The organism is Burkholderia sp. KL41, from assembly GCF_057005415.2.
The window spans coordinates 332,600-357,184 of the sequence record NZ_CM174446.1 but is presented as its reverse complement, the minus strand read 5'-3'; the positions used below and the strand labels follow the sequence as shown (position 1 = coordinate 357,184).

General features: G+C 66.5%; 21 protein-coding genes. 17 read left to right on the top strand and 4 right to left on the bottom strand.

Translation table 11 applies throughout. The features are described from left to right. Positions 1-61: 61 nt before the first annotated feature. Positions 62-1,333, bottom strand: coding sequence for an SGNH/GDSL hydrolase family protein (locus PQB87_RS01670; RefSeq protein ID WP_301863641.1), 1,272 nt, complete (start codon positions 1,331-1,333; stop codon positions 62-64). A 198-nt stretch (positions 1,334-1,531) separates the two neighbouring features. Between PQB87_RS01670 and paaA the strand changes: the two genes are divergently transcribed. The 8 genes from paaA to PQB87_RS01630 all read left to right on the top strand — a co-directional run bounded on the left by paaA (position 1,532) and on the right by PQB87_RS01630 (position 7,811). Continuing rightward, on the top strand, positions 1,532-2,530 hold the full coding sequence (paaA, locus tag PQB87_RS01665; protein ID WP_027788584.1) for a 1,2-phenylacetyl-CoA epoxidase subunit PaaA: 999 nt from the start codon (positions 1,532-1,534) through the stop codon (positions 2,528-2,530). Between the two features lie 37 nt (positions 2,531-2,567). Further along, on the top strand, positions 2,568-2,852 hold the full coding sequence (gene paaB / locus PQB87_RS01660) for a 1,2-phenylacetyl-CoA epoxidase subunit PaaB (protein ID WP_027788585.1): 285 nt from the start codon (positions 2,568-2,570) through the stop codon (positions 2,850-2,852). A 10-nt stretch (positions 2,853-2,862) separates the two neighbouring features. Beyond that, on the top strand, positions 2,863-3,666 hold the full coding sequence (gene paaC / locus PQB87_RS01655; protein ID WP_021158570.1) for a 1,2-phenylacetyl-CoA epoxidase subunit PaaC: 804 nt from the start codon (positions 2,863-2,865) through the stop codon (positions 3,664-3,666). Positions 3,667-3,689: 23 nt separating this feature from the next. After that, entirely contained in the window at positions 3,690-4,250 is a 561-nt protein-coding gene (gene paaD, locus PQB87_RS01650) for a 1,2-phenylacetyl-CoA epoxidase subunit PaaD (protein ID WP_021158571.1), read from the top strand. 5 nt (positions 4,251-4,255) lie between these two features. Further along, positions 4,256-5,344, top strand: a complete 1,089-nt coding sequence (gene paaE, locus PQB87_RS01645) for a 1,2-phenylacetyl-CoA epoxidase subunit PaaE (protein ID WP_059687836.1) — start codon at positions 4,256-4,258, stop codon at positions 5,342-5,344. Between the two features lie 128 nt (positions 5,345-5,472). Further along, positions 5,473-6,297: a DUF1835 domain-containing protein gene (locus PQB87_RS01640; RefSeq protein WP_059490190.1), complete on the top strand. Its 825-nt coding sequence runs from the start codon at positions 5,473-5,475 to the stop codon at positions 6,295-6,297. A 16-nt stretch (positions 6,298-6,313) separates the two neighbouring features. Then, a complete protein-coding gene (locus PQB87_RS01635; RefSeq protein ID WP_011350658.1) occupies positions 6,314-6,919 on the top strand; it encodes a TetR/AcrR family transcriptional regulator in 606 nt (201 codons plus the stop codon). Positions 6,920-7,163: 244 nt separating this feature from the next. Continuing rightward, positions 7,164-7,811 (top strand): GNAT family N-acetyltransferase, encoded by a 648-nt coding sequence (locus tag PQB87_RS01630; RefSeq protein WP_021158574.1) that lies wholly within the window; start codon positions 7,164-7,166, stop codon positions 7,809-7,811. Positions 7,812-7,869: 58 nt separating this feature from the next. Here the strand turns inward: PQB87_RS01630 and PQB87_RS01625 are convergent, their stop codons facing one another. Continuing rightward, complete coding sequence (locus PQB87_RS01625) at positions 7,870-8,394, bottom strand: Lrp/AsnC family transcriptional regulator (protein ID WP_021158575.1); 525 nt, start codon at positions 8,392-8,394, stop codon at positions 7,870-7,872. 212 nt (positions 8,395-8,606) lie between these two features. Here PQB87_RS01625 and hppD point away from each other — a divergent pair, with 212 nt between their 5' ends. Further along, positions 8,607-9,704 (top strand): 4-hydroxyphenylpyruvate dioxygenase, encoded by a 1,098-nt coding sequence (gene hppD / locus PQB87_RS01620; protein ID WP_059687838.1) that lies wholly within the window; start codon positions 8,607-8,609, stop codon positions 9,702-9,704. 132 nt (positions 9,705-9,836) lie between these two features. Here hppD and PQB87_RS01615 read toward each other — a convergent pair whose 3' ends face one another. After that, a complete protein-coding gene (locus tag PQB87_RS01615; protein WP_027788593.1) occupies positions 9,837-10,031 on the bottom strand; it encodes a hypothetical protein in 195 nt (64 codons plus the stop codon). Positions 10,032-10,360: 329 nt separating this feature from the next. On the opposite strand from PQB87_RS01615, the gene PQB87_RS01610 reads away from it, so the two are divergent. Next, positions 10,361-13,951: an indolepyruvate ferredoxin oxidoreductase family protein gene (locus PQB87_RS01610; RefSeq protein WP_489242500.1), complete on the top strand. Its 3,591-nt coding sequence runs from the start codon at positions 10,361-10,363 to the stop codon at positions 13,949-13,951. Positions 13,952-14,093: 142 nt separating this feature from the next. On the opposite strand, the gene PQB87_RS01605 is transcribed toward PQB87_RS01610, so the two are convergent. Continuing rightward, the gene (locus PQB87_RS01605) at positions 14,094-16,364 is read right to left on the bottom strand and encodes an NADP-dependent malic enzyme (protein ID WP_027788595.1); all 2,271 of its coding nucleotides are present in this window, start codon (positions 16,362-16,364) and stop codon (positions 14,094-14,096) included. Positions 16,365-16,822: 458 nt separating this feature from the next. On the opposite strand from PQB87_RS01605, the gene PQB87_RS01600 reads away from it, so the two are divergent. The 7 genes from PQB87_RS01600 to PQB87_RS01570 all read left to right on the top strand — a co-directional run bounded on the left by PQB87_RS01600 (position 16,823) and on the right by PQB87_RS01570 (position 24,410). Next, positions 16,823-17,509, top strand: a complete 687-nt coding sequence (locus PQB87_RS01600) for an orotate phosphoribosyltransferase (protein WP_489242499.1) — start codon at positions 16,823-16,825, stop codon at positions 17,507-17,509. Between the two features lie 240 nt (positions 17,510-17,749). Next, on the top strand, positions 17,750-18,370 hold the full coding sequence (locus PQB87_RS01595) for a YbhB/YbcL family Raf kinase inhibitor-like protein (RefSeq protein WP_059687839.1): 621 nt from the start codon (positions 17,750-17,752) through the stop codon (positions 18,368-18,370). 256 nt (positions 18,371-18,626) lie between these two features. Then, the gene (locus PQB87_RS01590) at positions 18,627-19,199 is read left to right on the top strand and encodes a flavodoxin family protein (protein WP_021158582.1); all 573 of its coding nucleotides are present in this window, start codon (positions 18,627-18,629) and stop codon (positions 19,197-19,199) included. Positions 19,200-19,352: 153 nt separating this feature from the next. Next, positions 19,353-20,303 (top strand): N-acetyl-gamma-glutamyl-phosphate reductase, encoded by a 951-nt coding sequence (argC, locus tag PQB87_RS01585; protein WP_021158583.1) that lies wholly within the window; start codon positions 19,353-19,355, stop codon positions 20,301-20,303. A gap of 437 nt (positions 20,304-20,740) precedes the next feature. Beyond that, positions 20,741-22,168, top strand: coding sequence for a DUF2957 domain-containing protein (locus PQB87_RS01580; RefSeq protein ID WP_174415934.1), 1,428 nt, complete (start codon positions 20,741-20,743; stop codon positions 22,166-22,168). Between the two features lie 139 nt (positions 22,169-22,307). Then, positions 22,308-23,558: a DUF2957 domain-containing protein gene (locus PQB87_RS01575; RefSeq protein ID WP_059687841.1), complete on the top strand. Its 1,251-nt coding sequence runs from the start codon at positions 22,308-22,310 to the stop codon at positions 23,556-23,558. 18 nt (positions 23,559-23,576) lie between these two features. After that, positions 23,577-24,410: an OmpW/AlkL family protein gene (locus PQB87_RS01570; RefSeq protein WP_042974143.1), complete on the top strand. Its 834-nt coding sequence runs from the start codon at positions 23,577-23,579 to the stop codon at positions 24,408-24,410. Positions 24,411-24,585: the final 175 nt, after the last annotated feature.

Genomic DNA, 24,585 nt, shown 5'->3' with positions numbered 1-24,585 from the left:
CCGCCGGAGGCAATCGACCACCAGGGCGCCGGCAACACTTCCCTCTATATATAGAAGCTCACTACTTGCCGCCCACCGCGGCCTGCAGTTGCTCGACCGGTACCGCGTCGGCCATCGCCGTGTATCCCGCGTCGCTCGGATGAATGCCGTCGCCACTATCGAATCGACGCTGCAGCACGCTCGGGCGCGCCGGATCGCGCAGCACCGCGTCGAAGTCCACTACGCCGTCGAACCCGCCACCGCTCCGGATCCACCGGTTCACCTCGAGCCGGATCGCCTCGCGCCCCGCCGGCAGCCCGGCCGGCGTCAGCGTCGCGCCGAAGACCTTCACGCCCTGACGGTGTGCCGCGTCGATCAGCCGGCGGTAGCCGTCGATCAGCGATGCAGCCGTGACCTGCGTATGCGGGTGGTCGCAATCGAGCCCCGCGCGCGGCGGCATCGCCGCAAAGTTGATGTCGTTGATCCCGATCAGCACGATCGCCGCCTTCACGCCCGCGCGCGACAGCGCATCGCGCTCGAACCGCGACGCCAGCGACGTGCCATAGCACGCCGAATCGCTGAGCAGCCGGTTTCCGCTGATCCCGAGATTCGCGACGCCGATCGATTCCGCGCCCGAGGCGGCCAGCCGACGCGCCAGTGCGTCCGGCCAGCGGCGGTTCCGGTTCACGCTCGAGCGCAGCCCGTCGGTGATCGAATCGCCGATCGCGGCTACGCTGGCGCGCGCGGAACCGGTCTCGACCGCGAGCTCGGTCACCCATGCAAATTGGGTAAAGCGGGTGCGGAACGCGGCAGCCCCCGGATCCCTCACGTGCTCGCCCGGCACCGACACATAATTGAACTGGTTCGACACGCGGTGCCAGACCGTCATCCGCTGGTTCGGCCCCATCTGGAGGCTGATCGCATACGGCTGCCCGGCCCTGACGTCGATCCCCACCGGATCGCTTTCGAGTTCCTGGCCCGGCGCAAGCGTCACCGACACCTTGCCGCCGAACCGGACCGGCACGGCCGCATCGCCGGACAGCGCCGCGCCCTCGCCAGCGCGCGCGAGGCTCGCCGCCTCGACGACGAGGGGGAAACGACCGTATGCATTGCTGACGCGGATCCGCGCGGCGCGCCCCGACACTGTCGGATAGACGATCTGGCGCACGGTGCGACCGGCAACGTCGGGCGCGCGATAAAGCGGCGGCGGTGCGGCAAGGTCGGGAATCGGCTGCAACGCGGTCGCCCACGCGGCAACCCATCCTGCCGGCGCGGCCGAAGCCGACGCCACGAGCGGCGAGACAAAAGCGGCCGCACCCAGCACGGCCGCGGCGATACTGCTTCGGAATGACATCGGCAAAATCCTCGTCGGAAAGCGGGCATTGTGCCGCAGAAGGCGCGGCTCCCGCTTGCCGGCCACCATCACGCAGCACCATCGCGCCCCGATGTCCCTCGTTTACCCGAGTCTTTCCGCAAATCCGCAAGAAATTTATTAACCGACCGGTCGGTTGGTTTATACTTCGCACACATTCAACCGGACGAGAGCCTCGCCATGTACACGCAATCCCTCGACATCCCCGGCAACGTCGCGCCGCTCGACGCCGCAGCCGAGTCGCCCGAGCAGGCGCGGTTCGATGCGGTGATGGCCGCCGACGGCAAGATCGAACCGCAGGACTGGATGCCCGATGCCTATCGCAAGACGCTGGTTCGCCAGATCTCGCAGCACGCGCACTCGGAAGTCGTCGGCATGCTGCCGGAAGGCAACTGGATCTCCCGCGCGCCGAGCCTGAAGCGCAAGGCGATCCTGCTCGCGAAGGTCCAGGACGAAGCCGGCCACGGCCTCTATCTTTATAGCGCGGCCGAAACGCTCGGCGTCTCGCGCGACTCGCTGATCGACGCGCTGCACGCCGGCAAGGCGAAATACTCGAGCATCTTCAACTACCCGACGCCGACCTGGGCCGACGTCGGCGTGATCGGCTGGCTGGTCGACGGCGCGGCGATCATGAACCAGATCCCGCTGTGCCGCTGCACGTACGGCCCGTACGCGCGCGCGATGATCCGCGTGTGCAAGGAAGAATCGTTCCACCAGCGCCAGGGCTTCGACGCGCTGCTGTCGATGATGAAGGGCAGCGACGCGCAACGCGCGATGGTCCAGCAGGCAGTGAACCGCTGGTGGTGGCCGGTGCTGATGATGTTCGGCCCGAGCGACGCCGATTCGGTCCACAGCAACCAGTCCGCGAAATGGGGCATCAAGCGGATCACGAACGACGACCTCCGGCAAAAATTCGTCGACGCGACGGTCGACCAGGCGAAGGTGCTCGGCGTGACGCTGCCCGATCCCGACCTGAAGTGGAACGAAGCGCGTGGCCACCACGACTACGGCACGATCGACTGGGACGAATTCTGGCGCGTGGTCAACGGCGACGGCCCGTGCAACAAGGAACGCCTCGCGACCCGCGTGAAAGCGCACGAGGACGGCGCATGGGTGCGCGAAGCCGCCCTCGCCCACGAAGCAAAGCGCCGCGCGCGCGCCGAACAGCACGCCGCCTGAGCGGCACACCATCGAATTCAGGATTCAGGAGAAAGTGATGAACAAGGAATGGCCGATCTGGGAAGTGTTCGTGCGCAGCAAGCAGGGGCTCGACCACAAGCATTGCGGCAGCCTGCACGCCGCCGACGCGTCGATGGCGCTGCGCATGGCGCGCGACGTCTACACGCGCCGCCAGGAAGGCGTGAGCATCTGGGTGGTGCCGTCGTCGGCGATCACCGCGTCGGATCCGAGCGAGAAGGCCGAGCTGTTCGAACCGGCGGGCGACAAGATCTACCGTCACCCGACGTTCTACACGCTGCCCGACGAAGTCAACCACATGTAACGCCCGCGCCATGACGATCACGCCCGAACACCTCTCCTACGTGCTGCGCCTCGCGGACAACACGCTGATCCTCGGTCAGCGCAATGCCGAATGGTGCGGCCACGGCCCGATCCTCGAGGAAGACATCGCGCTCACCAACATGAGCCTCGACCTCATCGGCCAGGCGCGCATGCTGTATACGCATGCGGCCGAGCTCGAGCGCCAGCTCACCGGCGCGACGAAGACCGAGGACGATTACGCGTACTTCCGCACCGAGCGCGAGTTCGCGAACTTCACGCTCGCCGAACTGCCGCATTACGGCCCGCTCGCCGGCACCGCGCACGCCGACAAGGACTACGCGGTGACGATCGTGCGCAACTTCCTGTACTCGGCGCTGATGCTGCACGTGTGGACCGCGCTCGAAACGTCGGCCGACACGCAGCTCGCCGCGATCGCCGCGAAATCGGTGAAGGAAACCCGCTATCACGTGCAGCACGCACGCGAGTGGCTCGTGCGCCTCGGCGACGGCACCGACGAATCGCACCGTCGCGCGCAGGACGCGCTCGACTACCTGACGCCGTATACGCGCGAATTCTTCGCCGCCGATGCGATCGACGACGCAGTCGCGGCCGAAGGCATCGCCCCGGCACCGGCCACGCTCGAAGCGGCGTGGCGCGCGGACGTGGACGACGCGCTCGCGGAGGCGACGCTCACGCTGCCGGCCCCCGTGCAGCATGTGACGACCGGCAAGCAGGGCGAGCATTCGGAACACATGGGCTACCTGCTCGCGGAACTGCAAAGCCTCGCACGCCAGCACCCCGGCGCAACCTGGTAACCCCGACGCCACGGAGCCCGACGATGTCCGTCCAGACCGCCCCCGCCAACGCCGTGCCTGCCGCGCGCCGCGACGATCCGCTGCTCGCCCGCGCATGGGACGTGCTCGAAGCCGTGCCCGATCCCGAGATCCCGGTCGTGTCGATCCGCGAGCTCGGCATCCTGCGTGACGTCCGCCGCGCGGACGACGGCCAGCTCGAGGTCGTGATCACGCCGACCTACTCGGGCTGCCCGGCCATGTCGCAGATCGCCGAAGACATCGCCGCCGCGCTGCAGGCCGCCGACCTGCCGCCGCACCGGATCGAGACGGTGCTCGCGCCCGCGTGGACGACCGACTGGATCACGCAGGAAGCGCGCGACAAGCTGCGTGCGTACGGCATCGCGCCGCCGGTCGGCCAATGCGGCACCGCCGCGCCGCGGGAAAACGTCGTGCGTTTCGTGCCGCGGCCCGTCGCGGCGCCCGCGTGCCCGCGCTGCGGCTCGGCACGCACCGAGCGTCTCGCGCAATTCGCGTCCACGGCCTGCAAGGCGCTGTATCGCTGCGTCGACTGCCGCGAACCCTTCGACTACTTCAAACCCTATTAATCGATATGGCGACCCCGCAATTTCATCCGCTGCGTATCCGCGACGTGCGGCCCGAGACCGCCGACGCCGTGACCGTCTCCTTCGACGTGCCGCCCGAGCTGCGCGACGCGTACCGCTTCACGCAAGGCCAGTTCGTCACGCTGAAGACCCACATCGACGGCGAGGAAACGCGCCGCTCGTATTCGATCTGCGTCGGCACGACGGACTACGACCGTGACGGCGAACTGCGCATCGGCATCAAGCGCGTGCGCGGCGGCCGCTTCTCGAACTTCGCCTTCGATACGCTGAAGCCGGGCCACACGATCGACGTGATGACGCCGGACGGCCGTTTCTTCACGCACCTGAACGCCGACCACGGCAAGCAGTACGTCGCGTTCTCCGGCGGCTCGGGGATCACGCCGGTGCTCGCGATCGTGAAGACGACGCTCGAACTCGAGCCCCGCAGCACGTTCACGCTGATCTACGGCAACCGCAGCGTCGACGCGATCATGTTCGCCGAGGAACTCGAGGACCTGAAGAACCGCTACATGAACCGCTTCGTCCTCTATCACGTGCTGTCGGACGACCAGCAGGACGTCGAGCTGTTCAACGGCGTGCTCGACCAGGCGAAATGCGCGGAATTCCTCGGCTCGCTGACGCCGGCCGACGCGATCGACGAAGCGTTCATCTGCGGCCCGGCGCCGATGATGGACGCGGCGGAAGCCGCGCTGAAGGCAGCCGGCGTGCCGCAGGCGAAGGTACACGTCGAGCGCTTCGGCACGCCGCTGCCGCAAGCCGGTGCGCCGGTCGTCGAAATCACCGACCAGACGCCGGCGGCCGACCTCGAAATCGTGCTCGACGGCAAGAAGCGCAAGCTGCGGCTGCCGTACGAAGGCGTGAGCCTGCTCGATATCGGCCTGCGTGCGGGCCTCGCGCTGCCGTACGCGTGCAAGGGCGGCGTGTGCTGCACGTGCCGCGCGAAGGTGCTCGAGGGCGAAGTGCGGATGGAGAAGAACTACACGCTCGAGGAGCATGAAGTGAAGGACGGCTTCGTGCTCACGTGCCAGTGCCACCCGATCAGCGACAAGGTCGTCGTGAGCTTCGACGAGCGTTGAGCGACGTCGCGTCGCGGCGCCGGACGGTTTCTCGCCGTCACACATCTCGCTTACACTAGGGGCCGCCGGCCGGCTGGACATCGCAACGTCCGCCCGGCCGGCGGTTTTCTTTTGTTGACGACAGGCCGATGAGTACCATTCATGTGATTCAGGGCGGCACCGCCGCCGCGTCGCTGCGCGAGGCACTCGCGCAAGCCGGGCGCGACGAGCACGTCGTCGGATTGCTCGACGATCTCGGCGTCGGGCCGCTCAAGGGCGCCGACGAGACGCCCGACACGCGCGCAGCCTTCTGGCAGCGCGTGCTCGGCGACCAGATTCCCGACTGGAACGCAGAGATCGAAGCCGAATTCGCACGCCTCGACCAGTTGGCGACGGAGACGGGCCAGGTGGTGGTGTGGCATGCGCCGAGCGTCGGCGACAAGCTGCTGCTGCGGCGCGTCGCCTATCACCTTCGCAATGTCCCGCAACGCCTGAACGAAGTGCGGCTGTCGGCCGCCGACCTCGATCCGGCGCAGCGCGCGTCGCTGTCGCGCACCGACCAGGCATGCGCGACCGGCATGTTCTCGCCCGCCGAACTGGCGCGCAAGCGGCCGGTGGCCGCGCCGATCTCGGTGCTGCGCATTGGCCGCCTCGCGCTCGAATGGCAGGAGGCGAAGCACCAGAACGCCGAACTGCGCTACTGGGTCAGCAACACGATCAAGAGCGGCCACTATGAAGAACTCGACGCGCTGATCCTCGCGCGCGCGGAAACCGACTGGCTGCCCGCGCGGCGCCTCGTCGGCAGCATCATGGCCGACGCCGATCGCGGCGGGCTGTTCGTCAGCGACTCGATCGCCTGGTGGCGCTGCCGCGAACTCGCGGCGGCCGGCCGGCTCGAGTTGCAGGACGACACGCCCGACGCCCTCTCCTCCACGCAGGTGCGCGCGGCCCGCGCGGCCGCCACGCACCGCTAATCTTCCGCATTCGACCATGGCCCGTACCCGAGCGCCCGACCACGAATCCCAGCGCGAGCAGATCCTCGATCTGGCCGCCGACAAATTCGCGCAGACGAGCTACCCGAGCACGTCGATGTCCGATCTCGCGACCGCGAGCGGCACGTCGAAAGCACGCCTCTATCACTATTACGAGAGCAAGGAAGCGATCCTGTTCGACCTGCTCGACCGCTACACGAAACGGCTGATGCTGATCATCGCCGAGGTCGAGGGGGCGAGCCAGCGGCGCGGCCTCAGCGAGCGCGACGCGTTCGCGGAGCTCGTGCGCGCGTTCCTCGCCGAATACGAGACATCGCACAGCCGCCACGTCGCGCTGCTCAACGACGTGAAGTATCTCGAGGACGCGCAGCGCGAAATCGTGCTCGACCGCCAGCGCGATATCGTCGCGGCATTCACGCGACAGCTGGCGCGCGCGTACCCGGACCGCATCTCGAAGGAAAACCAGACTTCCGTGACGATGATGGTGTTCGGGATGATCAACTGGACGTTCACGTGGCTGAAGCCCGGCGGCCGCCTCGGCTACCGCGACTTCGCCGAGCAGGTGATCGACCTGATCGAACGCGGGCTGTCGACGGCCGCCTGATTGCCGCGCAGCAGCAAACGTTGCGCGACGGGCACACTGCGACCGCCCGCCGCGCGTTTCATATGATGAATTTTAAATCCATTGAAAATCAAATAGATAGCCGATTAACTAAGCGGATTTAGAATTCATCCTCCAGCTCAAACATCGTTAAATACGGGTTTTCCCCAATCCGAGGGCTGACGGTCGGGTAAAATGCTGCTGCATTGCACAACCCGCTGTACGGTCACACATTGAGGAACCCACGATGAACACGCGATTCAACGGCACTGCCGATGTCGTCGGCACCGCCGGTACTGCGCCGGTTCTCGTCAGGGAACTGGCTTCCAAAGACCGTGAGCAGATGCTCACCCACTTTCTCTCGCTCGACGAAGAGGACCGCCTGCTGCGCTTCGGCCAGATGGTGCCCGACCACGTGATCGAGAACTATGTCCGCACGATCGACTTCGGTCGCGACACCGTGTTCGGCGTGTTCGACCACGACCTCGAACTGATCGGCGTCGGCCACCTGGCCTACCTGCCGGCCGAGGGCGACAAGCGCACGGCCGAATTCGGCGTGTCGGTGCTCGAAAGCGCACGCGGCCGCGGTGTCGGCTCGAAGCTGTTCGAACGCGCGGCGATCCGCAGCCGCAACACGCACGTGACGATGCTGTACATGCACTGCCTGTCGCGTAACGCGACGATGATGCACATCGCGAAGAAATCCGGGATGCGGATCGAGTATGCGTACGGCGAAGCCGATGCGTACCTGTCGCTGCCGCCGGCCGACCACTCAACGATCATCGCCGAGATGCTGCAGGAGCAGGCCGCGGTGTTCGACTACGCGATGAAGCGCCAGGCGCGCCGCACCACGAAGTTCATCGAATCGCTGATGCCCGCCGCCCTGACGGCGTAACGTCGGCCAGCCGGGCCGCGCCCTCCGCGCGCCCGGCCCCTCCCTCCCCCGCCGCGCACTAGCGCACCGACCGAATCGGCAACGCCGTCGTCTCCTTGAAGCATTCGAGCGAAAAGCTCGTCTTCACGTCGATCACCGACGGGTGATGCAGCAAATGCTCCTGCACGAAGCGGGAGAAATGCGCCATGTCCTCGACCTGCACGCGCAGCAGGTAATCCATGTCCCCCGTCATCGCGTGGCACGCGACCACTTCCGGCCAGGTCTGCACGGCCGCGCGAAACAGCTCCGCATGGGTCGCGCCCGCGCGCGCCGACGTTTCGTCGACCCGCACCGGTGCGAGGCCGCCGCGTTTCTCGAGCCGCACGCTCACGTACGCGAGCAGGTCGAGCCCGAGCTTCTGCGGATTCAGCAGCGCGACATAACCGGTGATCACGCCGATCTCCTCGAGCCGCCTGATCCGCCGCAGGCACGGGCTCGGCGACAGGTTCACGCGCTCGGCGATCTCCTGGTTCGACAGGCGCCCGTTCTCCTGAAGAATCGCGAGAATCCGCCGGTCGATGGCATCCAATTCGGCGTGCGCCATCTTCTGCCCTCCAATGATTATTTCGAGACTGGAAATTGCGCCATCGTAGGTTCGGGCGATCAAGTTCGCAAGTTTACGCTCGCGACTGCCCGCTACACTCTGTCGCACATACCGATTCGTCGCGCACGCCACCGCGTGTGCCACGTTCGACATCGACCCAGGCCGGACAGGCGCACGTCGCCGCGGCCGATCGCCCCCACAGGAGACACGCCATGCAGATCCCGAACTGGGACAACCCCGTCGGCACCGACGGCTTCGAATTCATCGAATACACGGCACCGGACCCGAAAGCGCTCGGACAGCTGTTCGAACGGATGGGTTTCACCGCGATCGCGCGCCACCGCCACAAGGACGTGACGGTGTACCGCCAGGGCGACATCAACTTCATCATCAACGCCGAACCCGATTCGTTCGCCCAACGCTTCGCGCGCCTGCACGGCCCGTCGATCTGCGCGATCGCGTTCCGCGTGCAGGATGCCGCGAAGGCGTACAAGCGCGCGCTCGAACTCGGCGCATGGGGCTTCGACAACAAGACGGGCCCGATGGAGCTGAACATCCCGGCGATCAAGGGCATCGGCGATTCGCTGATCTACTTCGTCGACCGCTGGCGCGGCAAGAACGGCGCGCAGCCGGGCGCAATCGGCGACATCAGCATCTACGACGTCGACTTCGAGCCGATCGCCGGCGCGAACCCGAACCCGGTCGGCCACGGCCTCACCTATATCGACCACCTGACGCACAACGTGCATCGCGGCCGCATGCAGGAGTGGGCCGAGTTCTACGAGCGCCTGTTCAACTTCCGCGAAGTGCGCTACTTCGACATCGAAGGCAAGGTGACGGGCGTGAAGTCGAAGGCGATGACGTCGCCGTGCGGCAAGATCCGCATCCCGATCAACGAGGAAGGCTCGGATACGGCCGGCCAGATCCAGGAATACCTCGACGCATACCACGGCGAAGGCATCCAGCACATCGCGCTCGGCGCCAACGACATCTACCAGGCGGTCGACGGCCTGCGCAGCAAGGAAGTGAAGCTGCTCGACACGATCGACACGTATTACGAACTGGTCGACCGCCGCGTGCCGAACCACGGCGAATCGCTGGACGAACTGAAGAAGCGCAAGATCCTGATCGACGGCGCGCGCGACGACCTGCTGCTGCAGATCTTCACCGAGAACCAGATCGGACCGATCTTCTTCGAGATCATCCAGCGCAAGGGCAACCAGGGCTTCGGCGAAGGCAACTTCAAGGCGTTGTTCGAATCGATCGAGCTCGACCAGATCCGTCGCGGCGTCGTGCAGGACAAGGCCTGACGCATCCGGCGGGCGGCTGCCCGGGGCAACCCGGCAACCCGCCCGACCCGGCGGCACAAAGAAAAAGGGCGGGAATCCGAGGATTCCCGCCCTTTTTGCATTCCGGCGCGGCCCGCCGGCCGCGCGAACGGATCAACGCGCGTTCGCCTTCGACGCGACGGCGCGCTCGGCCGACGGCTGTGCGACGGCGTCCTGGGCCGGCGCGATCTGTTGCATCTGCGCGCCGGCTGCCGCCAGTGCGCTCGCGCCTCGCGCGTGCACCGGGCCGGTCATCGAGAAAAACGCGGCGGACACGATCAGGAAACTCTGGATATGACGTGTGTTCATTGCACCTCCTGTAAAACTGCCGGCGCCTCCCCGATGCGTCGAAACAGACCGACGCGACCGGGCACCTCCGGCAGGCCGACAAGATTAACGGCATTTGCGCGCAGATGAACGCGGCCTTACATGCTTTTACATGATGTAACGCATGATTCAGCCCTTTTTCGCGGTGCGCCGCCGCGGTTCTCCCCGCATTCCAACCGATGGGCGGCGGGTTTGCCCCAGTGCTACCATCGCTTAAAACCGGCGAACATGCCGGCCACTGCCGACGCGTCCAAAAGATGCCGACGCAACCGAAGTTTTGGTGATCCCAGACCGGGTGGAGGAGACAGTTAATGAATGCCCCGCTAGACGCAGACCAACGCGCGTCGCTAGAAGCCGCGCTGAAGTCCGTCACGCTTGACGACAAATACACCCTTGAGCGCGGTCGCGCGTACATGAGCGGCATCCAGGCCCTCGTGCGCCTGCCGATGCTCCAGCAGGAACGCGACCGCGCCGCCGGTCTCAATACGGCCGGCTTCATCTCCGGCTACCGCGGCTCGCCGCTCGGCGGCCTCGATCTGTCACTCTGGAAAGCCAAGCAGCACCTGGCCGCCCACCAGATCGTCTTCCAGCCCGGCCTCAACGAAGATCTCGCCGCCACCGCCGTGTGGGGCTCGCAGCAGGTGAACCTGTACCCCGGCGCGAAGCACGACGGCGTGTTCGGCATGTGGTACGGCAAGGGCCCGGGCGTCGACCGCACCGGCGACGTCTTCAAGCACGCGAACTCGGCCGGCTCGTCGCAGCACGGCGGCGTGCTGGTGCTCGCCGGCGACGACCACGCGGCGAAATCGTCGACGCTCGCGCACCAGTCCGAGCACATCTTCAAGGCCTGCGGGCTGCCGGTGCTGTTCCCGTCCAACGTGCAGGAATATCTCGATTTCGGCCTGCACGGCTGGGCGATGAGCCGCTACTCGGGCCTGTGGGTCGCGCTCAAGTGCGTGACGGACGTGGTCGAATCGTCGGCATCGGTCGACATCGACCCGCATCGCACCGAGATCGTGCTGCCGACCGACTTCATCCTGCCGGAAGGCGGCCTGAACATCCGCTGGCCCGACCCGCCGCTCGTGCAGGAAGCGCGGCTGCTCGACTACAAGTGGTATGCGGCGCTCGCCTATGTGCGCGCGAACAAGCTCGACCGGATCGAAATCGATTCGCCGAACGCGCGCTTCGGGATCATGACCGGCGGCAAGGCCTACCTCGACGTGCGCCAGGCGCTGACCGACCTCGGCCTCGACGACGAAACCTGCGCGCGGATCGGCATCCGGCTCTACAAGGTCGGCTGCGTGTGGCCGCTCGAAGCGCAGGGCGCCCAGGCGTTCGCGCGCGGCCTCGACGAAATCCTCGTCGTCGAGGAAAAGCGCCAGATCCTCGAATACGCGATCAAGGAAGAACTGTATAACTGGCCCGACGGCCAGCGGCCGCGCGTGTTCGGCAAGTTCGACGAAAAGGACGGCGCCGGCGGCGAATGGTCGGTGCCGATGGGCAACTGGCTGCTGCCCGCGCACTACGAGCTGTCGCCCGCGATCATCGCGAAGGCGATCGCGACGCGCCTCGAGAAGTTCGAGCTGCCGTCCGACGTGCGCGCGCGCATCGCCGCGCGGCTCGCGGTGATCAACGCGAAGGAAATGGCGCTCGCGAAGCCGCACGTGCAGACCGAGCGCAAGCCGTGGTTCTGCTCGGGCTGCCCGCACAACACGTCGACCAACGTGCCGGAAGGCTCGCGTGCGATCGCCGGCATCGGCTGCCACTACATGACCGTGTGGATGGACCGCAACACGAGCACCTTCAGCCAGATGGGCGGCGAAGGCGTGCCGTGGATCGGCCAGGCGCCGTTCACGGACGAGAAGCACGTGTTCGCGAACCTCGGCGACGGCACCTATTTCCACTCGGGCCTGCTGGCGGTGCGCGCGGCGATCTCGTCGAAAGCGAACATCACCTACAAGATCCTCTACAACGACGCCGTCGCGATGACGGGCGGCCAGCCGGTCGACGGCGTGCTGACGGTGCCGCAGATCACGCACCAGCTCGCGTCGGAAGGCGCGAAGAAGATCGTGATCGTCACCGACGAGCCGGAGAAGTACGACAGCCAGAAGGCGCTGCTCGCGCCGGGCGTGCCGATCCATCATCGCGACCAGCTCGACGACGTGCAGCGCGAGCTGCGCGAGATCGAAGGCACGACGATCCTGATCTACGACCAGACCTGCGCGACCGAGAAGCGCCGCCGCCGCAAGCGCGGCACCTATCCGGACCCGGCGAAGCGCGTCGTGATCAACGACGCGGTGTGCGAAGGCTGCGGCGACTGCTCGGTGCAGTCGAACTGCCTGTCGGTCGAGCCGCTCGAAACCGAATTCGGCACGAAGCGCCAGATCAACCAGTCGAGCTGCAACAAGGACTTCTCGTGCGTGAAGGGCTTCTGCCCGAGCTTCGTCACGGTCGAGGGCGGCCAGTTGAAGAAGCCGAAAGCCGTGTCGGTCGACGGCAACGCACTGCCGCCCATTCCCGAACCGACGCTGCCGGACATCGACCGCGCATACGGCGTGCTCGTCACGGGCGTCGGCGGCACGGGCGTCGTCACGATCGGCGCGCTGCTCGGGATGGCCGCGCACCTGGAGAACAAGGGTGTGACCGTGCTCGACGTCACCGGCCTCGCGCAGAAGGGCGGCGCCGTGATGAGCCACGTGCAGATCTCGCACGCGCCGACCGACATCCACGCGACGCGGATCGCGATGGGCGAAGCCGACCTCGTGATCGGCTGCGACGCGATCGTCACGGCCGGCGACGAGTGCACGTCGCGGATGCGGCACGACACGACGCGCGTGGTCGTCAACAGCGCGCAGACGCCGACCGCCGAGTTCATCAAGAACCCGAACTGGGCGTTCCCGGGCCTGTCCGCCGAGAACGACATCCGCGCGGCGGCCGGTGAAGCCGTCGATTTCATCGACGCGAACCGCTTCGCGGTCGCGCTGCTCGGCGACGCGATCTACACGAACCCGTTCGTGCTCGGCTACGCATGGCAGAAAGGCTGGCTGCCGCTCACGCTCGCGTCGCTCGAACGCGCAATCGAGCTGAACGCCGTGTCGGTCGAGAAGAACCGTGCGGCATTCGACTGGGGCCGCCGCGCCGCGTACGACCTGGCCAGCGTGAAGCAGGCCGCGGCCGGCGACGCGCGCCCCGCGCAAGGCGCCACGGTGATCGCGCTGCACACGAAGAAGGCCGTCGACGCACTGATCGCGAAGCGCGTGGAATCCCTCACCGCGTACCAGAACGCCGCGTATGCCGCGCGCTATGCGGCGTTCGTCGACAAGGTGCGCGCCGCCGAGCGCGCACTGGCGGACGGCGACACGGTGCAGGAGCAGTTGACTGAAGCAGTCGCCCGCAACCTGTTCAAGCTGATGGCGTACAAGGACGAATACGAGGTCGCGCGGCTGCAGTCCGATCCCGCGTTCCTCGCGCGCCTGTCCGCGCAGTTCGAAGGCGACTGGAAGCTGAAATTCCACCTCGCGCCGCCGCTGTTCGCGAAGACGGACGCACACGGCCACCTGGTGAAGAAGGCGTACGGCCCGTGGATGATGACGGCCTTCCGCTGGCTCGCGAAGGCGAAGTTCCTGCGCGGCACGGGGCTCGACCCGTTCGGCCGCACCGAGGAACGCCGCTCCGAGCGCGCGCTGATCGGCGAGTACGAAGCGCTGATCGACGAAGTGCTGGCCAGGCTGAACGCGGCCAACCGCCCGCTCGCCCTCGAGCTCGCGGCGCTGCCGGACGGCATTCGCGGCTACGGCCACGTGAAGGAGAACAACCTGCGCGCGGTACGCCAGAAGTGGAGCACGCTGCTCGCGAAGTGGCGAGCGCCGGCAGGCGGCCAGTCGCACCAGCAGGTCGCGTAACGGCCAGCCGACGGACGCGGGCATTCGCGGTTCGAACGCCCGCCCCGGCCGGCGATTCGCAATAAAAAAACGCCACGGAACGCAGGTTCCGTGGCGTTTTTCCTTGCGCCGCGCCTGAAGCGCGGCACACGCGGGCGTGGACTTACTTCGTGTTCACGTTCGCGGCGGCAACGGCCGTCATGTTGATGATCCGGCGCACGGTCGCAGCCGGCGTCAGGATGTGGACCGGCTTCGCCGCGCCGAGCAGGAACGGACCGACCGTCACGCCTTCGCCGCCGACCATCTTCAGCAGGTTGTACGCGATGTTCGCCGCTTCGACGTTCGGCATGATCAGCAGGTTCGCTTCACCCGACAGCGTCGTGCCGGGGAACGCCTGCTTGCGGATCATTTCCGACAGCGCCGCGTCGCCGTGCATTTCGCCGTCGACTTCCAGGTTCGGCGCACGTTCGACGATCAGCTTGCGAGCCTCGCCCATCCGGCGCGACGACGCCGACGGCGCGCTGCCGAAGTTCGAGTTCGACAGCAGCGCGGCCTTCGGCGCGATGCCGAAGCGCTCGATCTCGGCCGCGGCCTGGATCGTCATGTCGGCGAGCTGTTCGGCGCTCGGCAGCTCGTTCACGTACGTGTCGCACACGAACAGGTTGCGGCCCGGCAGCATCAGCAGGTTCATCGCGGCGAAGTGCTCGGCGCCCTTCGCGCGGCCCAGCACCTGCTCGATGAACTTCAGGTGGCTGTGGAACGTGTCGATCATCCCGCAGATCATCCCGTCCGCATCGCCCAGGTGCACGAGCATCGTGCCGATCAGCGTGTTGAACTTGCGCATCGCGGCCTTCGCGACTTCCGGCGTCACGCCGTCGCGCGCGCCGATCTCCTGATACGCCTGCCAGTAGCGGTGGTAGCGCGCATCGTCTTCCGGATCGACGATTTCGAAATCGGTGCCGGCCTTGAGCTTCGAGCCGATCTTCTGCAGGCGCATGTCGACGACCGACGGACGGCCGATGATGATCGGCTTCGCGATCTTTTCCTGCAGCACGAACTGCGCGGCGCGCAGCACGCGCTCGTCTTCACCTTCGGCAAACACGATGCGCGCCTGCTTCTGCTTCGCGGTCGCGAACACCGGGCGCATCACCATGCCGGTGCGGTAGACGGTCGCGCCGAGCTGCTCGCGGTAGGCGTCCATGTCCTGGATCGGACGCGTGGCGACGCCCGAATCCATCGCGGCTTGCGCGACGGCCGGCGCGATCTTGATGATCAGGCGCGGATCGAACGGCTTCGGAATCAGGTAGTCCGGCCCGAATTCGAGCGAGTGGCCTTCATACGCCTTCGCGACTTCCTCGCTCTGGTCGGTTTCTTCCGCCAGTTCGGCGATCGCGCGCACGCACGCGAGCTTCATTTCTTCCGTGATCGTCGTCGCGCCGACGTCGAGCGCGCCGCGGAAGATGAACGGAAAGCACAGCACGTTGTTGACCTGGTTCGGGTAGTCCGAACGGCCGGTCGCGACGATCGCGTCCGGGCGCACGGCCTTCGCGTCTTCCGGGCGGATTTCCGGTTCCGGGTTCGCGAGCGCCAGGATCAGCGGCTTGTCGCCCATCGTCTTGACCATGTCCTGCTTCAGCACGCCCGCGCTCGAGCAGCCGAGGAACACGTCCGCGCCGACGATCGCGTCGGCGAGCGTGCGTGCGTCGGTGGTCGCCGCATAGCGCTGCTTCGACGGATCGAGATTGCCGCGCCCTTCGTAGATCACGCCCTTCGAATCGGCGACGAGGATGTTCGACTTCGTCAGGCCGAGGTTGACCAGCAGGTCCAGGCACGCGATCGCTGCGGCGCCCGCGCCCGAGCACACGAGCTTCACTTCGGCGAGCTTCTTGCCGACGACCTTCAGGCCGTTCAGGATCGCGGCCGACGCGATGATCGCGGTGCCGTGCTGATCGTCGTGGAAGACGGGGATCTTCATGCGCTCGCGCAGCTTCTGCTCGATGTAGAAGCATTCCGGCGCCTTGATGTCCTCGAGGTTGATGCCGCCGAGCGTCGGCTCGAGCATCGCGATCGCCTCGACGAGCTTGTCGGGGTCGGATTCCGACAGTTCGATGTCGAACACGTCGATGCCCGCGAATTTCTTGAAGAGGCAGCCCTTGCCTTCCATCACCGGCTTCGCGGCCAGCGGGCCGATGTTGCCGAGGCCCAGCACGGCCGTACCGTTCGTGATGACGCCGACGAGGTTGCCGCGCGACGTGTACTTCTGCGCATCGAGCGGATCGGCGTGGATCGCTTCGCACGCAGCGGCGACGCCCGGCGAATACGCGAGCGACAGGTCGAGCTGGTTCGACAGCGGCTTGGTCGGGGTGACCGAAATCTTGCCGGGTTTCGGGTTCTGGTGATAAGCCAGTGCGGCCTGCTTCAGTTGTTCGTCCATGATTGACCTGCGAGAGACATGCGAAATATTGACGGTTCAGTACACAGCACCTTGGGCCGCGTCTGCTTGAATCGAGGGGATGGTCGACTGCGAGACGGCACGCAGCGCGCCGGGTCGGCACGCCATCGAACCTTGGCGGATGGCAAGAGGAAAGTACAAAGTACTGAACGATTTCTAAGGGTCGCCTAGTGTACACCCCCTAAATGACCTCCGTTGGTGCAGCGCCGCATCCTCCGCATCAGCGCAAGCGGTCCCGCCCCGTTTGTTTCGCCGGTGGCGAGCCGAGCGGCGAACCCGCGCGAATTCCGCCGAAAACCGGCCTGAATCGGGTAAAATAGCCGGCTACGCGCGCAGCGATGCGATTGGCCCTCCGATCGCGCCCCGGCCCCCAGGGCAGGTTCCCCTTGCTGCGCCACCGGGCCCGCGCCCGCTCTTCGCTCATCACCCAAGGAATGCCCATGACAGGCTACGATCGTCAGTCGATCTCGGATACGACCGCCAAAATCCTGCTCGAAGTGCAGGCAGTGCACTTCAACGCAGAAAAACCGTACATCTTCACGTCCGGCTGGGCGAGCCCCGTCTATATCGACTGCCGCAAGCTGATTTCGTATCCGCGCGTGCGCCGCGCGCTGATGGAAATGGCTGAAACGACGATCACGCGCGACATCGGCTTCGAGCAGATCGACGCGGTGGCGGGCGGCGAAACGGCCGGCATCCCGTTCGCGGCATGGATCGCGGACCGGATGATGGTGCCGATGCAGTACGTGCGCAAGAAGCCGAAGGGTTTCGGCCGCAACGCGCAGATCGAAGGCCATCTGGAAGAAGGCTCGCGCGTGCTGCTCGTGGAAGACCTGACGACCGACAGCCGCAGCAAGATCAACTTCGTCAACGCGCTGCGCACCGCGGGCGCGACGGTGAACCACTGCTTCGTGCTGTTCCACTACGACATCTTCAAGGAAAGCGTGTCGGTCCTGAAGGACATCGACGTCGACCTGCACGCGCTCGCCACGTGGTGGGACGTGCTGCGCGTCGCGAAGGCTTCGGGCTACTTCGAGACGAAGACGCTCGACGAAGTCGAGAAATTCCTGCACGCACCGGCCGAGTGGTCGGCGGCGCACGGCGGCGCGACGGCCCCGAAGGAATGACGCCGCGCCGGCCCGCAGGCCGGCGTCCTGGCTGAACAAGCCGCCCGCTTCATCGCGGGCGGTTTTTTTTCGTCCGCCGATTCGCGCAGCAAACGATCGCGGCGATGGGTCGCGGTGTGCATCGCTCATCGAACCCTAATGCTAGACTTGATCCATCGTCGCCATCAGCTGCGCGGGCAACGCACAACGCCAACAACGCCGGAAGCATCGGTCCGGCCCACGTGACGGGAGAAGCGCCATATGCGTGTGGATCGCCGGATCACTCCGCCTGCGCCATCGGGTCGCCCGTCGCCGTTCCTTGCCGCCCTCCTCGCTCTCTTCGCCCACCTCGCCCTCCTTTATGCCGCCGCGTTTAGCGCCGTGCCCGCGCATGCAGAAGGCGCGTTCACCGTGACGAGCGACGACCTGACGCCGGGCGGGCGCGTCCGTGCCGCGAACGTGTTCGACCGCGGCGACTGCAAGGGCGGCAACCACTCGCCGCAGCTCGCCTGGCACAACCCGCCGCCCGGCACGCGCGGCTACGCGGTCACGATCTTCGATCCCGACGCGCCGGGGCACGGCTGGTGGCACTGGGCCGTGGCGGGCATTCCCGCGACGGTCACGAGCCTGCCCGCCGACGCGAGCGCATCCGGCTTCCTGCGGCGCATCGGTGCAAGCGAAGCGCGCAACGACTTCGGAATCGACGGTTACGGCGGCCCGTGCCCGCCGCCCGGCAAGCCGCACCGCTACGTGGTCACCGTCTACGCGCTGAAGGGCGACGACCTGCGCGTCGCGCAGGGGCGCCCCGCGCCGATGTTCGAGCACGAGATCGGCACGCTGGCGATCGGCACCGCGCAACTCACGGTCAACTACGGGCAATAACGGGTGACGGGCATCCGGCGACGGGCATCGCCCCCTGCCGCGCGCCGCCGCGATTGCCTGCCGCCGCGCACTGGCGTACTCCGGGCGCATTCCAGGCGTATTCCGCGCCCGCGTGTTTTCGCGTCATTTCGGCTTGCTAGACTCGTCGTCACCGGTCGCGGCGCCACGCCGCGCATCCGTCGCGTCGCCGGCCGGCGACGCGTGACGCGGCGTGCCGCTGCGGCCGCCGTTCCCGTTCCTTTCCGGAGAACGCCTCATGTCGAACATCGTCATCGTCTATCACAGCGGCTACGGTCACACGCAGAAACTGGCCGAGGCCGTTCACGCGGGCGCGCAGGACGCCGGCGCGACCGTGCGCCTGCTCGCCGTCGGCGACGTCGACGACGCGGGCTGGGCCGCGCTCGACGCGGCCGATGCGATCGTCTTCGGGGCACCGACCTACATGGGCGGCCCGTCGGCGCAGTTCAAGCAATTCGCCGATGCAACGTCGAAAGCGTGGTTCACGCAGAAATGGAAGGACAAGATCGCCGCGGGCTTCACGAACTCCGCGACCATGAACGGCGACAAGTTCTCGACGATTCAATACTTCGTCACGCTGTCGATGCAGCACGGGATGGTGTGGGTCGGCACGAGCCTGATGCCGGCCAACTCGAAGGCGGCGACGCGCAACGACATCAACTACCTGGGCGGCTCGACGGGCCTGCTCGCGCAGTCGCCGGCCGATGCGACGCCCGACGAAGGCCCGCTGCCGGGCGACCTCGAAACCGGGAAGGCATTCGGCCGGCGGGTCGCCGAAGCGACGGCCCGCTGGGTCGCCGGCCGCGGCTGAGCACGCGCCGGCGAGCGCGCCGGTGAACGTCAAAGGGACACAAGACGGCCCGCCGGCCGTCTTTTTTTCGACCCGCGCGATGCAGGCCCGCCGGATGACGTCTTAAAATGGCGGATTCAGGGCGCGGGCCCCGTTTCATTCAGTGAGAGCGAAATGAGCACCAAAGTTTTTGTCGACGGCCAGGAAGGCACGACCGGCCTCAAGATCTTCGAATACCTGTCGGCACGCAGCGACATCGAGATCCTGCGCATCGATGAAGCGAAGCGCAAGGACGTCGAAGAGCGCCGCCGCCTGATCAACGCGTCGGACGTCACGTTCCTGTGCCTGCCGGATGTCGCGTCGCGCGAATCGGCGTCGCTCGTCGAGAACCCGAACACGACGCTGATCGACGCGAGCACCGCGTTCCGCACCAGCGCCGACTGGGCCTACGGCCTGCCGGAACTGACCCGCGCGCAGCGCGAGAAGATTCGCACGTCGAAGCGCATCGCGGTGCCGGGCTGCCACGCATCGGCCTTCGTGCTCGCGATGCGTCCGCTCGTCGATGCGGGCATCGTCGCACCGACGTTCGCCGCGCACAGCTACTCGATCACCGGCTACAGCGGCGGCGGCAAGTCGATGATCGCCGACTACGAAAGCGCGGCGCCGGGCGGCAAGCTCGCGAGCCCGCGCCCGTACGCGCTCGGCCTCACGCACAAGCACCTGCCGGAAATGGCCGCGCACACGGGCCTCGCGAACCCGCCGATCTTCACGCCGATCGTCGGCCCGTTCCTGAAGGGCCTCGCGGTGACGACCTACTTCACGCCCGGGCAGCTCGCGAAACGCGCGACGCCGCAGGACGTGCAGCGCGTGTTCGCCGAGTACTACGCGGACGAAGCCTTCGTGCGCGTCGCGCCGTTCGATGCGGACGCGAACCTCGACGGCGGCTTCTTCGACGTGCAGGCGAACAACGACACGAACCGCGTCGACCTGTTCGTGTTCGGCAACGAAGAGCGCTTCGTCACGGTCGCGCGCCTCGACAACCTCGGCAAGGGCGCATCGGGCGCCGCGATCCAGTGCATGAACCTGAACATCGGCGCGGCCGAGGATGCGGGTCTCAAACGCTGATTCAACATCGCATGCAATGCAAAGCCGGCCACTGGCCGGCTTTTTATTTACCGGTATCACGCAATATATAAAAAAATTACCGATCGCGCATTTACAAATATTTACAAGCTTTCGATTGCGCGATTACCAGTGAATTAATTCCACCCCCTCTTTATCCAGTCAATCCCGAATAGGGATAAACCGGATACCGACCGCTTTAAACGCTGCCGTTATACGCAGGAAGGCTCTTCGCCGGCCTGTCCGGCGTCGCACATCCCCCACTCCGGCAGCTTCAGGCAGCCTGTCGCACGTTTTAATTCTTACTGAATACCGTGTCGGACAAGGATTCAAAACACGATGCCCGTTTCAATCGCCTTTTTTAGACGGGTTCATCAATTGACAGCAAAAATCCAGGCAGCGACATTAGCTCGCACAATTAAACGATTGGAGACAGCGGCATGTCGCACGCCTTATCGAAGGGGGTGGCAACGGCCTTTGCCATTGCCCCTTTCCTGGTTGCATGTGGTGGGGGGGACGGCGGCGCACCCGCGCCGATCAATGCGCCCCAATGTTCCGGATCGAGCTGCGGCACGCAAGGGCCGCCGCCTTCGCAGCCCGTCAACGGCGCGCTGTGCCCGGCCAACGCGGACATCGTGAAGAGCACGTACCTCGGCGGCGCCGGTAGCGGCGAGATCGTCAGCGTCAACATCGACGCCGTGGCGATGACCTATACGCTCAAGTGGCTCGAATCGCCGATTCCGCTCGCGACCGGCACGGTCACGCCGAGCCGCGCCGGCACGACGATCACCGGTGCGGTCATGCACCCGCCGGCCGGCACGCTGCCGACCGCCGAACAGACGCGCTGCGCGTTCATCCTGACGCCGGGCACGGGCAAGGCGCCGAGCGGCGCCACCTATTCGACAGCCGCCGACTTCAACCGGGCGAACCCGCCGATGCTGCTGGTCGGCATGGGCGTCGCGGGCGGCGGCATTCCCGGCGCGACGATCCAGTACGACGGGCTGACGATCGCCGTCGGCCCGATCGTGGTGGCAAAGGACGTCGGCAAGGTGCCGAACCGTCACTTCGACTTCTATCCGTTCCTCGGCTTCGCGAACACGACGACCGACCTGTCGAAGCTGCCGGGCACGTACAACGCGCTGATCTACCACCTGGTGCCGTCGGGCGACTACGCGACGAAAGGCACGAACTCGAGCGAGACGTTCGATGCGAACGGCGCGTGCACGTCGAGCGGCTCGGGCGGCTGCCAGACGACCGGCGACCCGTGGAAGACGAGCGCGAACGGCGGCTACTTCGACAGCACGAAGGCGCCGCAGACGCTGCCGCAGACGCAATTGCCGATCGTCGGCGCGACCGGCAAGTCGGCCACCGCGCATATGGTGATCGGCCAGCTCAACGGCGCGACGGTGCCGGTGATCGTGCGTACAGGCAACGTGAACCTCGGCACGCCGCCGCTGCATACCGACGCGCAGGTCGACGACGAATCGGGCATCGCGGTGCTCGGTGCGGCAACGGCGATCCAGTCGGGCGCGATCGACGGCGGCTACGCGGGCGCGGACTCGAACTTCAAGTACACGGCGGCCCTGATCCGCGGCAGCAACGCGTCGTTCATCAACCCGAGCACGCAGGTCGAGGAAGACGGCTTCACGCTCGACTACGGCCAGGCGACGCCGGGCCTGCTGAACGCGACGACGACACCGCCGAGCGGCGCGTCCTACCCGTCCGCATCGGGCGTGGTGATCGCGACGGGCGGGCTGTACGCGGCGCTGATCCAGGGCACGGTGAACGGCGGCGTCACGTCGACGTCGGCGAACTCGACGACTTCGTCGACACCGTACTTCGGCGTGGGCGCGCAGATCAGCAAGTAGCGGACGAGGACGCGACGGCGGGCTGGCCGCCGTCGCGTGACGCACGAGCGCGCGGCACGGCGCAGGCAGGACGAGCACAAGCAACAGAAGCGGCCGACAGGGAGCTGGCCGCCGCACAAGACAAATCTGGAGGAGCAACATGAAGCGCAACCTCATTCTGGCGGCGGCCCTTGCCGCCCCCCTTCTTTCTGCCTGCGGCGGCAGCGGCAGCGGCGGCGACAATCCGCCCCCGCTCGTCGAAGACCGGCTCTGCCCTGCCTCGCTCGACTACACCACCGTGTTTACGGGCGGCGCGGGCAGCGGCGAGCTCGCCAAGGTCCAGCTCGACACGACCAAGATGACCTGGCAGGTCACCTATGTCGAATCGCCGGTTCCGCAAACGACCGGCACCGTCGTGCCGACCCGCGCGGGCACCGTCGACAGCGGCACGCTCACACAGGAAACGCTGCTGCCGACCAACAAGCTGAACCAGTGCGCATTCCGCCTGAACGGCGCGAGCCTCGATCCGTCGCGCCCGGCGCGCATCTTCGTCGGCATGGGCGTCGCGGGCGGCACGATTCCCGGCAAGGAGATCCAGTTCAACGGCGTGCTCGGCCAGGCCGCGGTGCCCGACACGAAATTCCCGTACTACCCGTTCATCGGCTTCTCGTCGATCGAAACCGACATCACGAAGGTGGCGGGCACGTACAGTCACACGGGCTTCGGTGAAGTGCCGTCGCAGAACTTCGCGCCGGCATCGATCGACGCGAAGGTGACGATCAACGCCGACGGCACCTGGACCAAGTGCGACTCGACCGGCCAGTTCGCCGGCGGCGCGTGCACGCAGCGAGGCACGAACTTCGTGCAGTCGGCGGACGGCAGCGGCGCATTCCAGTCGAACAACTATGCGAGCCAGCTGAAACCGACGCTGTCGACGACGCCGCAGGGCAAGGCCTTCATGATCGTCGGCAAGCTGCGCAACCAGCTCGTGCCGATCCTCGTGCGCACCGGGGTGGCGAACCCGAACCCGACGCCCGACAGCAACGGGGTGCCGGGCCTCACCGCCGACGACGAATCGAGCATCTCGATCCTCGCGCCGCAGACGACGGTCGCGGTCGGCTCGCAGAACGGCGAGTACATCGGTGTGGACAGCCAGTTCGACTACCGCACCACGGCGCTGGCGAACAACCAGGCGACGCTGCTCGATCCGTTCAACGCGTCGCAGGCCTCGCTCGCGACCCCGCTGGATCTCGACTACACGCAGAAGGTGCCGGGCACGGTCACGACGATCCACACGGGTGCCAGCAGCACGACGCCGACCGGCAAGTTCATCTTCACGGGTGGCGTGTTCGGGTTCCTCGACAACGCAGGATCGACGCCGTATTTCACGATCGGCGCGTTCGTCCAGTAAGCGGAGGGGAATGCCGTGATGAAGAGAACCCTACGCTGCGCGGCGGCCGGCGCCGCCGTGCTGGCGCCGCTCGCGGCGCACGCGCAGAGCGCCGGCAGCAACGTCGTCACGCTGGGCTGGTTCCACGTGATGCCGCAGCAGAGCAGCACGCCGATGACGACCAACGTCGCACCGACACCGATCAACACACCGCTGCGGCTGCCGCCGTCGTTCACGTCGCCGGGCACCGGGCTGCACACGAGCGGCGCCGACACCGTCGGCCTGACGGTCAGCCACTTCCTGACCGACCACATCGCGGTCACGTCGGTGGCCGGCGTGCCGCCGGTGTTCAAGGTGTCGGGCCAGGGCACGATCAAGCCGCCCGGCCCGGCCGGCGCGCTCGGCACGCAGAACATCGGGCTCGCGTCGGTCAACCCGATCGTGAAGAGCGTGCGGCAGTGGAGCCCGGCCGTGCTGCTGCAGTACTACTTCGGGCAGGCCACCGCGAAGTTCCGGCCGTTCCTCGGCCTCGGCGTGTCGTACAACTGGTTCAGCGACCTTCAGCTCAACACGAACTTCATCAAGCAGACCCAGGACAACCTCGGCGCGATTCTCGCGGCGGGCGCGGGCAAGCCGGGTACGACATCGGTGGAGGCGAAGGCGTCGTCGTCATGGCAGCCGGTGTTCAACGCCGGCCTGCAGTACAACATGACCGAGCATTTCGGGCTGATCGCGTCGGTGACGTACATCCCGCTGAAGACGACGTCGACGGTGACGATCAAGGCGGCCGACGGCACGGTGCTCTCGGAATCGAAATCGGACCTGAAGGCCGACCCGATCATCAGCTACGTCGGGATGACGTACAAGTTCTGAGCGCCGCGACGGACGACGCATGGCATGCCGCGGCAAAATCGCAGGCAAAAAAAAGCCCGCCTAAGAGGCGGGCTGAATCCATATCAGAGGAGACATGGAGGAGACAGGTGCAATTCTAGCGAATCGGTTTCCGCAATGCAACATTTCCGTAGAGAAAATACGGACTTTCCCTCGA

Excerpts from the sequence above, each read along its gene's own strand:
- PQB87_RS01670 (WP_301863641.1), bottom strand. The coding sequence starts at position 1,333 with ATGTCATTCCGAAGCAGTATCGCCGCGGCCGTGCTGGGTGCGGCCGCT.
- paaA (WP_027788584.1), top strand. The coding sequence starts at position 1,532 with ATGTACACGCAATCCCTCGACATCCCCGGCAACGTCGCGCCGCTCGAC.
- paaB (WP_027788585.1), top strand. The coding sequence starts at position 2,568 with ATGAACAAGGAATGGCCGATCTGGGAAGTGTTCGTGCGCAGCAAGCAG.
- paaC (WP_021158570.1), top strand. The coding sequence starts at position 2,863 with ATGACGATCACGCCCGAACACCTCTCCTACGTGCTGCGCCTCGCGGAC.
- paaD (WP_021158571.1), top strand. The coding sequence starts at position 3,690 with ATGTCCGTCCAGACCGCCCCCGCCAACGCCGTGCCTGCCGCGCGCCGC.
- paaE (WP_059687836.1), top strand. The coding sequence starts at position 4,256 with ATGGCGACCCCGCAATTTCATCCGCTGCGTATCCGCGACGTGCGGCCC.
- PQB87_RS01640 (WP_059490190.1), top strand. The coding sequence starts at position 5,473 with ATGAGTACCATTCATGTGATTCAGGGCGGCACCGCCGCCGCGTCGCTG.
- PQB87_RS01635 (WP_011350658.1), top strand. The coding sequence starts at position 6,314 with ATGGCCCGTACCCGAGCGCCCGACCACGAATCCCAGCGCGAGCAGATC.
- PQB87_RS01630 (WP_021158574.1), top strand. The coding sequence starts at position 7,164 with ATGAACACGCGATTCAACGGCACTGCCGATGTCGTCGGCACCGCCGGT.
- PQB87_RS01625 (WP_021158575.1), bottom strand. The coding sequence starts at position 8,394 with ATGGCGCACGCCGAATTGGATGCCATCGACCGGCGGATTCTCGCGATT.
- hppD (WP_059687838.1), top strand. The coding sequence starts at position 8,607 with ATGCAGATCCCGAACTGGGACAACCCCGTCGGCACCGACGGCTTCGAA.
- PQB87_RS01615 (WP_027788593.1), bottom strand. The coding sequence starts at position 10,031 with ATGAACACACGTCATATCCAGAGTTTCCTGATCGTGTCCGCCGCGTTT.
- PQB87_RS01610 (WP_489242500.1), top strand. The coding sequence starts at position 10,361 with ATGAATGCCCCGCTAGACGCAGACCAACGCGCGTCGCTAGAAGCCGCG.
- PQB87_RS01605 (WP_027788595.1), bottom strand. The coding sequence starts at position 16,364 with ATGGACGAACAACTGAAGCAGGCCGCACTGGCTTATCACCAGAACCCG.
- PQB87_RS01600 (WP_489242499.1), top strand. The coding sequence starts at position 16,823 with ATGACAGGCTACGATCGTCAGTCGATCTCGGATACGACCGCCAAAATC.
- PQB87_RS01595 (WP_059687839.1), top strand. The coding sequence starts at position 17,750 with ATGCGTGTGGATCGCCGGATCACTCCGCCTGCGCCATCGGGTCGCCCG.
- PQB87_RS01590 (WP_021158582.1), top strand. The coding sequence starts at position 18,627 with ATGTCGAACATCGTCATCGTCTATCACAGCGGCTACGGTCACACGCAG.
- argC (WP_021158583.1), top strand. The coding sequence starts at position 19,353 with ATGAGCACCAAAGTTTTTGTCGACGGCCAGGAAGGCACGACCGGCCTC.
- PQB87_RS01580 (WP_174415934.1), top strand. The coding sequence starts at position 20,741 with ATGTCGCACGCCTTATCGAAGGGGGTGGCAACGGCCTTTGCCATTGCC.
- PQB87_RS01575 (WP_059687841.1), top strand. The coding sequence starts at position 22,308 with ATGAAGCGCAACCTCATTCTGGCGGCGGCCCTTGCCGCCCCCCTTCTT.
- PQB87_RS01570 (WP_042974143.1), top strand. The coding sequence starts at position 23,577 with ATGAAGAGAACCCTACGCTGCGCGGCGGCCGGCGCCGCCGTGCTGGCG.